Source organism: Niveispirillum sp. SYP-B3756 (assembly GCF_009495745.1).
Lineage (GTDB): Bacteria > Pseudomonadota > Alphaproteobacteria > Azospirillales > Azospirillaceae > Niveispirillum.
In genome coordinates this window covers 1-10,712 of the sequence record NZ_WIDQ01000035.1, presented here as the reverse complement: position 1 = coordinate 10,712, position 10,712 = coordinate 1, and the positions used below count along the sequence as shown (strand labels likewise).

The 10,712-nt window shown below is 62.7% G+C and carries 7 protein-coding genes; 5 read left to right on the top strand and 2 right to left on the bottom strand.

Annotation, left to right across the window (positions count from 1 at the left end):
• Positions 1–545 (top strand): energy transducer TonB (locus GE253_RS25325; RefSeq protein WP_211101598.1); only part of this gene is annotated, 545 nt, incomplete at its 5' end.
• Positions 546–551: 6 nt separating this feature from the next.
• Here the strand turns inward: GE253_RS25325 and GE253_RS25320 are convergent.
• Positions 552–1,559, bottom strand: coding sequence for an AraC family transcriptional regulator (locus GE253_RS25320; protein WP_153206935.1), 1,008 nt, complete (start codon positions 1,557–1,559; stop codon positions 552–554).
• A 146-nt stretch (positions 1,560–1,705) separates the two neighbouring features.
• Here GE253_RS25320 and GE253_RS25315 point away from each other — a divergent pair, with 146 nt between their 5' ends.
• Together GE253_RS25315 and GE253_RS25310 are read left to right on the top strand one after the other, a co-directional pair.
• Positions 1,706–2,893, top strand: a complete 1,188-nt coding sequence (locus tag GE253_RS25315) for an acetyl-CoA C-acyltransferase (protein WP_153206934.1) — start codon at positions 1,706–1,708, stop codon at positions 2,891–2,893.
• A gap of 4 nt (positions 2,894–2,897) precedes the next feature.
• Complete coding sequence (locus tag GE253_RS25310; RefSeq protein WP_153206933.1) at positions 2,898–4,025, top strand: acyl-CoA dehydrogenase family protein; 1,128 nt, start codon at positions 2,898–2,900, stop codon at positions 4,023–4,025.
• Between the two features lie 163 nt (positions 4,026–4,188).
• On the opposite strand, the gene GE253_RS25305 is transcribed toward GE253_RS25310, so the two are convergent.
• Positions 4,189–7,434 (bottom strand): TonB-dependent receptor, encoded by a 3,246-nt coding sequence (locus GE253_RS25305; RefSeq protein WP_153206932.1) that lies wholly within the window; start codon positions 7,432–7,434, stop codon positions 4,189–4,191.
• 288 nt (positions 7,435–7,722) lie between these two features.
• On the opposite strand from GE253_RS25305, the gene GE253_RS25300 reads away from it, so the two are divergent.
• Positions 7,723–9,687, top strand: coding sequence for a bifunctional 2',3'-cyclic-nucleotide 2'-phosphodiesterase/3'-nucleotidase (locus GE253_RS25300; RefSeq protein ID WP_348770954.1), 1,965 nt, complete (start codon positions 7,723–7,725; stop codon positions 9,685–9,687).
• Positions 9,684–10,214: a nucleoside 2-deoxyribosyltransferase gene (locus GE253_RS25295; protein WP_153206931.1), complete on the top strand. Its 531-nt coding sequence runs from the start codon at positions 9,684–9,686 to the stop codon at positions 10,212–10,214. Before GE253_RS25300 ends, GE253_RS25295 begins: the two co-directional genes overlap by 4 nt.
• Positions 10,215–10,712 lie beyond the last annotated feature (498 nt).

Below are 10,712 nucleotides of genomic sequence, written 5' to 3'. Positions count from 1 at the left end.
CCCTGCATGTCTCCCTGGTAGAGGAGGTGGTTGAACCGCCCCCGCCTCCCCCCCCGCCGCCCCCGCCCACCCTGCAAATGACGCCGCCACCAGCCCCGCAACTGGCCATGCCCGTGATTCCGGTTCCGGTGGTGGTACCCCCCAATGCCCGCCCCATGGTTGCCAGCCCGCAGCCGCCGGTGGAAACGGTGCAGGGACCGCCGGTGCCGCCGCCCCCGCCGGTGAAGACCGTCGTCGGCCCGCCGCCGGACTACGCCGCCACCCTGGTGATGACCCTGCAGCGGGCCAAGCAATATCCGCTGGCCGCCCGCAAGCAGCGCCAGGAAGGGGTGGCCTTTGTCCGCTTCGTGATGAACCGGGCCGGCAATATCCTGAGCGTCAAGCTGGAACGCTCCAGCGGCTTCCCATTGCTGGATGAGGAGGCGGTGGCCTTGTTCGGCCGCGTCAGTGCCCTGCCGCCCCTGCCGGCGGAATTGCCCGACCCGATGGAAATGGTCATCCCCATCGATTTCAGCATGTCACAGGGTGGCCGACACCGCCCCTGATGGCGGTCAGTGGCGGTGCTGCGCCCGCCACGCCCCCGGTGCCAGCCCCGACCATTTGCGGAACGCCCGCTGGAAAGCGCTGGGGTCGGCAAAGCCTAGCATTGCCGCCACCTCTGCGACGGATTGGGCAGGGTCAGCCAAGGCGGCCATGGCCATTTCCTGGCGCAACTGGTCCTTCATGGCCTGAAAAGGCCGCCCTTCCTGGCGAAGGCCACGCCGCAGGGTAGCCGGTGAACAGCGCAGCTGCTGCGCCACCGCGTCGAAATCCAGCCATTCGGCGGGCGGGCACTGGCGCAGCAGACTGCGCACCCGCTGGCTGTAGCTGTCCGGGTTCTTAAATTTCACCAGGAAACTGTCGGGTGCCTGATTAAGGAAAAGGCGCGCCGAGCGCTCATCCTGCTGTACCGGCAGCGACAGCAATTTCGCGTCAAACCATAGGCGTGTTGCCGTTTGGTTGAACCGCAGGGTGGAGCTGTAGAGCAGGAAATATTCATCCACCTGCGGCGGTTCGGGAAAGGCGAAATCCGCCGCCAGAATGGGGATGCGCTGGCGCACCAGCCAGCAAGCCACGCCATGGATGTAAACCAGCAGGGTTTCATAAGCGAAGACCGGCAGCGGCCGCGCCGGGTCCAGCGGCCGCACCTCCAGCCAGGCCATGCCATCGCCATGGCACAGCGCCACATGCACATCATCAAACAGCGCGCGATAGCCATGGGTCAGCCGCTGCAGGGCGCGGCCCAGATTGCGGGCCCCTACCGCCAGCAGGCAGAGCATACTGAAACTGCCCAGCTTCATCCGGCGGCGATCCATACCAAAAAACTCGTCATCCAGAAGCTGCGCCACCTCCCGCAGCAGGATGCCATAGGCTGATACCGGCACCCGCGCGGCAGGATCGACCAGCAATGCGGGATCAATCCCGGCCTTGCGCAGCAGCGGTTCCACCGCCACCCCCTTGGCGGCGATGCAATCGGCAATACCCCGAACGAAATGGATGGAGACACTATCCTTATCCATGGCGGCGGGCTTCCAGCGCGGGTGACAAAAACGATCTCATTGAATGATCGTTTCGGCTCTACCCGAGCGGTTCGATCATGTCTAGACTTCCGACCAAAGGGATGCGGCCTGAACGCGCCCCACATCCGGTAGAGGAAACGTCCCCCATGGCCACCGATCCCATTGTCATTGCCGCCGCCGCCCGTACCGCCATGGGCGGCATGATGGGCGACCTGTCCGGTCTGACCGCCGCCCAGCTGGGGGCCGCCGCCATCAGCGCCGCCCTGGCACGCTCCGGCCTGCCCGGCGATGCGGTGGGAGAGGTGGTCATGGGTAACGTGCTTCAGGCCGGCCAGGGCCAGGCACCGGGCCGGCAGGCGACATTGGGTGCCGGCCTGCCGCAATCCGTCCCCTGCACCACGCTGAACAAGATGTGCGGCAGCGGCATGAAGGCGACCATGGCCATCCATGATGGCATCCTGGCCGGAAGCATCGATATCGGCATCGCGGCGGGAATGGAGAGCATGTCGAATGCCCCCTACCTGCTGGACCGGGCACGCGGCGGGTATCGTTACGGCCACGCAACCATGTATGACCATATGGCGCTGGACGGGCTGGAAGATGCCTATGACCGGGGCCGCGCCATGGGCACCTTTGCCGAGGATACGGCCAGCCATTACCAGTTCACCCGCCAGATGCAGGATGAATACGCGCTGGAAAGCCTGCGCCGCGCCAAGGCGGCGGTGGATGAGGGCAAGTTCGCCGGGGAGGTCACCGGTGTTACGGTGAAAACCCGCAGTGGTGATGTGCTGGTAGACAAGGATGAACAGCCCGGCAAGGGCCGCCCGGACAAGATCCCCACCCTGAAACCGGCCTTCGCCAAGAACGGCACGGTGACGGCGGCCAACAGCAGTTCCATCAGCGACGGGGCCGCCGCCCTGGTGCTGATGCGGGCATCGGAGGCGGAAAGGCGCGGCATCACCCCGCTGGCCCGCATTGTCGGCCATGCCAGCCATGCCCAGGCCCCGGCCTGGTTCACCACCGCCCCGGTGGGGGCAATGCAGAAGCTGTTCGCCAAGACCGGCTGGCAGGCCGGCGATGTTGACCTGTTTGAGATCAACGAGGCCTTTGCCATCGTCGCCATGGCGGCGATGCGCGACCTGGATTTGCCGCATGACAAGGTGAATGTGCATGGCGGGGCCTGCGCCCTGGGCCACCCGATTGGTGCCTCGGGTGCGCGTATCCTGGTGACGCTGCTGGCGGCCTTGCAGCGCTATGGCTTGCGGCGCGGCGTCGCCTCCCTCTGCATCGGTGGTGGGGAAGCCACGGCCATGGCCGTGGAACGGATGGGCTGATCCGATGATCCTTTCCGAAGAACAGGCGATGGTGCGCGAGATGGCGCGCCAGTTCGCCCGCGAACGTCTGGCCCCCGGTGCGGCGGAACGTGACCGCACCGGGGCCTTCCCCGCCGCCGAACTGGCGGAAATGGGGGAACTGGGCCTGCTGGGCATGGTGGTGCCAGAGGAATGGGGCGGGGCCGGGGCCGATGCCATCGCCTATGCCCTGGCGATTGAGGAAATCGCCGCCGGCGATGGCGCTATCTCCACCATCATGAGCGTGCATAACTCGGTTGGCTGCGCACCGATCCTGAAATTCGGCACGATGGCACAGAAGGAACGCTTCCTGCGCCCCATGGCGGAGGGCCGGATGCTGGGGGCCTTCTGCCTGACCGAACCGCAGGCAGGCTCCGACGCATCGGCCCTGAAAACCCGCGCGGTGCACAATGGCGACCATTATGTGCTGAACGGCGCCAAGCAATTCATCACCAATGGTCAACATGCCGGCGTGGCACTGGTCTTCGCGGTTACCGACCCGGCGGCGGGCAAGAAGGGGATTTCCGCCTTCCTGGTGCCGACCGATACGCCGGGCTATCGGGTGGCGCGGCTGGAGGATAAGCTGGGCCAGCGCTGTTCCGATACGGCCCAGATCGTGCTGGACGATGTGCGGGTGCCAGCGGATTTGATGCTGGGTGAGCCGGGCCAGGGTTACCGCATCGCCCTGGCCAATCTGGAAGGCGGGCGCATCGGCATCGCCGCACAATCTGTCGGCATGGCCCAGGCGGCGTTTGAGGCGGCGCGTGATTATGCCCGCGACCGGGTGTCCATGGGCGTGCCCATCATCGAGCATCAGGCGGTTGCCTTCCGGCTGGCCGACATGGCCACCCGGATTGAAGCGGCGCGCCAACTGGTGCTGCACGCCGCCAGCCTGCGCGGGGCCGGCCAGCCCTGCCTGAAAGAGGCATCCATGGCCAAGCTGTTCGCCTCTGAAATGGCGGAGCGCGTTTGTTCCGATGCCATCCAGACCTTTGGCGGCTATGGCTATGTCAATGATTTCCCGGTGGAACGCATCTACCGCGATGTCCGCGTCTGCCAGATTTACGAAGGCACCAGCGATATCCAGCGTATGGTCATCGCCCGCAATCTTTAAGAGTCCACCCAAAGACATTTTCTGCTTTTTTAAGCACTGACGCAGGCGAAGGGGGCGGCGGTCGTTGCCATACCAACGGCCGTTCCCGCGATGGCAGAGAATGAAAGAAAAAGGGCGGCCCGGTGACGGGCCGCCCTTTTCCCTTGTTCAGAACCGAACCGGATCAGAACTGATAACGAACGCCAACCTGGATCTTCCAGACGGAAGCGCGGTTGTTGATCTGTTCCGACACATCGCGGCCGGTGGAGGTGAAGACGTACTTGCCATTCTGGATCGTGGCCTGCGGACCCGCGATGGACTGGAAGAACGGCACGCTCTGCTGACGACCCCAATTCTTGTTGATCAGGTTGGTCAGGTTGATGATGTCCAGCGTGAACTCGGCCTTGTGGCCTTCGATCGGCGTCGGGATTTCCTGGGCCAGCTTGGCATCGACCTGATAGGTCCAGGAGCTTTCAAACGCACCGCGCGGCACGACGCCACCGCGATACTTGTCCAACCCGTTGCGACTGATATAGGCGTCCATATCGGCCGGCTTGATAGAACCGGCGGCGTTCCAGTTCACCAGCGGATCGGTGGCACCGGTCGGCACATACAAGGCCTGGCGCGCACGGTTGCTGCGGCAGGCCGGATCGCCGAACGGATTGGCCGAGGAGGAGCAGGAGAAGCTGTAGGTGTAGGGCTTGCCAGAGAAGGCCTGACCGAACAGGCTGATCGACGACTTGTACCCATCGAAATATTCGATGCTGTAGGTCGCGTTGGAGGTGAAGCGATGCTTGACCTCGTAAGCGGAAACACCCAGCAGATCCGAGTTCGGATCGGTGGTCACAAACTGCTCGTAGTTGGACCCGGCGACGGAGCTGGTGCCCTGGCTGGCATCATCCACATCCTGATAGGCATAGCCGGCGCCAAAATCGATGTTGCCGTAATCCGTCTCCCAATTGTTGGAAGCGAACAGCGACAGCACCAACCCCTTACCCTTGTCGGTATTGGTCAGCACCAGATCGGACCCGGCACCGCGGGCAACGGTGGCACCAGCGGAATTAACCGTGGTCTGCTCCTTCTGACCATAGATCGGGCGGCCATCCGGCGCGGTGCCGGTCTGGACCAGACGCAGATCCTTGTAGAAGGTCGCATTATTGACGCGGGTATAGATCGCCTCAGCCGTGATCAGCCAGTTATCGCCCAGGCCCGGAATATCCAGCTTCTGGTCGACCGCCATGCTGAACTTCCAGGACGACGGCATCTTGAAGTTCGGGTCAAGCGCGTTGACGAAGCCTTCGCCCAGTGCCGCCAGACGGGCAACCGCCGCCGTCGGCACCTGACCGGTCACGCCGGTCAGCAGGCCCGGAATAGCCGCAGCGACCTTGTCGCTGTTGGTGTCGATGCTGCGCTGGGTCACGCCGTCATTGCTGTAATTATTGGACAGCCAGACGGCCGGGCCGACGCCGGAGAACAAGCCGGCGCCACCACGGAACTTGGTGCTGTCGGTCGCCTCATAGGTAAAGCCCAGGCGCGGCAGCCAGAGATCCTTGCCGTCCAGCGTCTCAGTGTTGGAGAAGCCGTAACGGGAAGCAAAATTGGCATTGGCAATGGGCTTGTCATCGCTCTTGAACAGTTCGTAGCGCAGACCACCCTGCAGCTGGAAGTCCGGGGTGACGTCCCACGTATCCTGCAGGTAGAAGGAGTGCTGGGTATATTTCCAGTTCGCCGCTGCATCGTTGGCGTTGCCCGACACCGCATTGGCGTAGCGGAAGCGGTTGGCCTTACGGGCCTGGAAATCAGCGATGGAGGCAAATTCCCAGTAACCCAGGGAGCGCTGCAGGAACAGGTTGAAGTAATCGTACTTGTCGTATTCGTAGCCACCGACGATTTTGTGATCGCCCAGCAGATAGGTGCCCTTCAGCTTGGCGCTGTCGGTCGTGGTGGTCAGATAATTGCTGTGCGAGGACAGGTCAGGCCCGAACACGCCCTGGGTGCCACTGGTGCCCGGCGTGGTGTTGACGCGGAATTCGCCGAAGCCCCGGCCATTCAGCGGCTCACGCAGCGATTCCACTTCCTTGCGGGCCACCTTGACTTCGGTGGAGAAGTCGGACGTCCAGTCAGAGAACAGCTGGAACGAGTAGCTGTCCATGATCTGGGTGCGGTTGTAGAAATTCGACTGCAGCGACAGCGTGCGCGGCGTGGCGCTGGTGCTGGAGGTCGCGTCGATAATGTTATTGCCTTCATTGCGCTGATAGGCAAAGGAGGCGCGATGATCGTCGTTGATATTCCAGTCCAGCTTGGCGAGGATCTTTTCATCCGCTTCCGGCAGGGTGCCGTCCGCCAGACCCAGCGTATCATAGCCGTAGACATCCTTGGCGATCTGGCGGATCTGCTCCACCTGCGCAGTAGTGATGCCGGAAACCGGGTTGCCGAGACCGCTGTCGGACGTACCGAAAATCACCGGGGCCTGGTTACGATACTTCTCATAATTGACGTAGAAGAACACCTTGTCCTGGATCAGCGCGCCACCCAGCGAACCACCCCAGGTGCGTTCCTTGTAGGGGCTGATCAGGTTACGGCGGCCGCCGCTGCGGTCGCCGGACAGGTTCTCATCGCCATAATAGTAATAGAAGGAGCCGTGCGGCGTGTTTTCGCCCGACTTGGTGACGATATTAATGGTACCGCCCTGGAAGCCGGAATATTCAACGTCGTAAGGGGCAGTCAGGACAGACAGGCCACCAATGGCTTCAACGGAAAGCGGCGCGCGCTGGGTCGGATAGCCGCCACCATTCAGGCCGAAATCGTCGTTCTGCTTCACACCGTCAACCGTCAGGCTGTTGAAGCGGTTGTTGGAGCCGGCGATCTGAATGGCATTGGAATTGGTGACGTCAACAAAGACCTTGGGATCGTTGCGGACGATATCCTTCAGGTCGCGGTTGATCGTCGGGGCATTCTCAATCTGCCGCTCGCTGAAGCGGGTGCCGATACCCACCGTGGTGGGAGCGGAGCGCTGCCCGGTGGCAACAATCTCACCAACGCTCTCACCCAGGATCATATCCAGGGCATAGGGCTCACCCAGCGCCACAAACACGCCGTCAACCACCTGCGGCTGGGCATTGGCGCTGCTGACAGTCACGGTGTAGGGGCCGCCGACGCGCAGACCGGAGGCCTGGAAGCGGCCTTCACTATTGACGGTCGTAACGGAACGGGTGCCCGACGGGGTGTGGACGATTTCAACCTGGGCGCCGGCGGCCGGCGCACCGGACGACGTGGTGATGTTACCCGTCATCGACGAGGTGGTCTGCTGTGCGAAAGCCGGCACAACCCAGGCAGAAGCAACTGCAATGGCGGCCACGCCGGCGCCAAGCTTCAAGGATCCCAGATGGCGGCGCAGCACGGCTGCCGCCTTTTTGTTTGGATTGCTCATTTACAATGCCCCCAATAACCGAGCCGTATGGATGGCGCGGACAAGACCAGATGCGCATGACGATTAAGTAACGCATATATTACAGTTCGATGACAACGCAGCTGGAAACTGGCCGTGCGGCGGTCGCGCGGGCTATATCTCGGCCAGCGTATCATTCGCGCCACAGTACCGCAGCGCACTGCGGGCAATAATCGCCAATTTGGCTTGCATCTGTGTGTTTGATATTGTCCTTCCCGTTGCAGCGCACCCAACCCGAGGCGCAGCAAGCGCCCAGCATGGAGCATTCCCGTGATTCGGACATTCCGCTTTGCTGCTCTCGTCAGCATCACCCTCCTCAGCCTTGGCGGCACCGCCTGCGCCAATGGCAAGGTGGAGCTGCAGGTTCTGGCCACCACCGATCTGCATATGTATCTGAAAGATTACGATTATTATGCGGATAAGCCAGACCCCGCCGTGGGGCTGGTGCGGACGACTCAGCTGATCAGGGCAGCGCGGGCGGAGAATCCCAATACGCTGCTGCTGGATAATGGCGACCTGATCCAGGGCACGCCGATGGGCGACTGGGTGGCGCGCCAGCGCGGCGTGACCAAGGACAAGGTTCATCCGGCCATGGCGGTGATGAACCTGCTGGGCTATGACGCCGCTGTGCTGGGCAACCATGAATTCAATTACGGATTGGACCTGCTGGGCGCCACCTATGCGGGTGCCAAATTCCCGGTGCTGGCCGGCAATGTGTTCAAGGTGGATGGCGACAGCGACCCGTCCAACGACAAGACGCTGTATCCGGCCTATGTCATCCAGGAGCGCAAGCTGGTGGATGCGGAAGGCAAGAGCCAGACCATCAAGGTCGGCCTGCTGGGCCTGCTGACGCCGCAGATCATGATCTGGGACAAGGACAAGCTGGAAGGCCGCATCACCACGCGCGATATCGTGGATATGGCGAAAATCTATGTGCCGGAGATGAAGGCCAAGGGGGCCGACGTGGTGATCGTCATGTCCCATGCCGGCATGTCCTATACCCCGCGACAGGGGGGGGAGGAAAACGCCTCCAACTATCTGACCGAGATACCCGGCGTGGATGCTGTCATCACCGGCCACAGCCACCGCGTCTTCCCGTCCAAGGATTATGACGGCTTGCCGGGGGCGGACCTGAAGCGGGGTACCGTCAACGGCAAGCCGCTGGTGATGGCTGGCAGCTATGGCAGCCATCTGGGCGTGATCAAGCTGACCCTGGAAAAGCAGGGCAAAGAATGGAAGGTGGTGGATGGCAGCGGCAGCACCCGCCCCATCCAGCAGCGCCAGGATGGCAAGACCGTCAGCACGGAGCCGGATGCCGAGGTCGCGGCTTTGCTGGCCCCCGCACATGAGGGGACGCTGGCCTATGTGCGCAGCCCGGTGGGCCGCACCACGGCCCGCATCCATTCCTATTTCTCCTATCTGGGGGACAGCGCCGGGGTAGAACTGGTGGCCAAGGCCCAGCGTGCCTATATCGCGCGTGAACTGGCCAGCACCGACTATGCCAAGCTGCCCATCCTGTCGGCCGTGGCCCCCTTCAAGTCCGGCGGGCGGCCGGGGGTGCATTTCTATACCGACATTCCGGCCGGTGAGATCGCCATCCGCAACATTGCCGACCTCTATGTCTATCCCAACCAGTTGGCGGCGGTGAAGCTGACGGGTGCCCAGGTGCGCGACTGGCTGGAAGCGTCATCGCGCGCCCTGTCCGTCATCAACCCGAAATCCAGCGACCCGCAGCCGCTGGTGAACACGCGGGTGCCGGCCTATAATTTCGACATCCTGGATGGCGTGACCTATGCCATCGACCTGACACAGCCGGAACGGTTCGACCGGGACGGCAAGCTGATCAATCCGGATGCCCATCGCATCGTCAATCTGGCCTATCAGGGCAAGCTGGTGGCCGATGATCAATTGTTCATCGTGGCCACCAATACCTATCGCGCCAATGGCGGCGGCACCTTCCCGCATCTGGATGGCAGCAGCATGGTCTATCAGTCACCGGATACGGTGCAGCAGGCCATTGTCGATTATGTGCGGACCAAGGGCGTGATCGACCCCACCACCGACAACACTTTCAGCTATGTGCCGCTGCCGGCCAGCGTCACCATCACCTATGACACTAACCCGCAGGCACAGGGCCTGTTGGCCGAACAGCCCAAGCTGTCCTATATCGGGCCGGCGGAGGATGGCTTTGCCCGGTTCAAGGTCGACCTGTCGGGCAAGGGGAGCGCGAAATGAGCCGGCCGCGCCTCTACCTGGCGGGACCAGACGTGTTCCTGCCCGACCCCATGGCCGCTGCGGCGGCCATGAAGGCGATCTGTGCCGAGCTGGGGCTGGAAGGGGTCTTCCCCATCGATGCCGCCCTGGCCCCCGCTGCTGGAGAACCCGGTACCGTCTTTGCCGCCCGCATCCGGCAGGCCAATCTGGACCTGATCCGGGGGGCCGACGGCGTGATTGCCAATTGCAGCCCGTTCCGCGGGCCCTCGGTGGATGATGGTACGGCCTATGAAATGGGCTATGCCACAGCTTTGGGGAAGCCGGTCTTCCCCTGGGCCGGCGATATCCGCCCGCTGCTGCAACGTACGCAGGCAAGGCAATATCTGGCGCATGACGGCTGGGTCTGGCGCGATGCCGATCAGATGGAGGTAGAGGAATTTGGCCTGCCGGTGAACCTGATGCTGGTCGACCCGGCCACCGGCCCGGTAGCCGGCAGCTTTGAACGCGCAGCAGAAGCGGCAGCCAATTGGTTCAATCGGGGACTTTAGGGGGAGACTATCACCCTTTGACCAGGTTCACACCCGCATGGAACACGACAACCTGAAAGGCAGGTTACCCTTCCGGCAGATCGACATTGAATGATCGGCCCCTTCCGTGTGTCTTTGTGAATGCCACACAACAGGTCGATTCATTGACATTTGTCGCGCAATACCAATCTGCCGAAAGGTTGACCTTTCGGCGGATTGGAGGCCGGCGACTGCCGGCCCGCCGCACGTGCGGCGTAAGCCAAGCTGCCGGAGGCAGCGCCCGGCGCATGAGATACAAGGGAACGCAAAATCTCCCTGGATCGGTCACGATCAAGGGAGGGGTCTGTTGAAGAAGCCGATTGCTGATCTGATGATTTGCAGTCTGGTCAGACGGTGAATGTGTTCAGAGCGCTGTTTGGCAGGAGCAAACAGCGCAGCATCAGCAGCAGATAAGCGGCCAGGCGCTTGAGGTTGACCGCAGCGGCGGCGAGGTATGCCTGGATTTGCATGTTGTCGAGA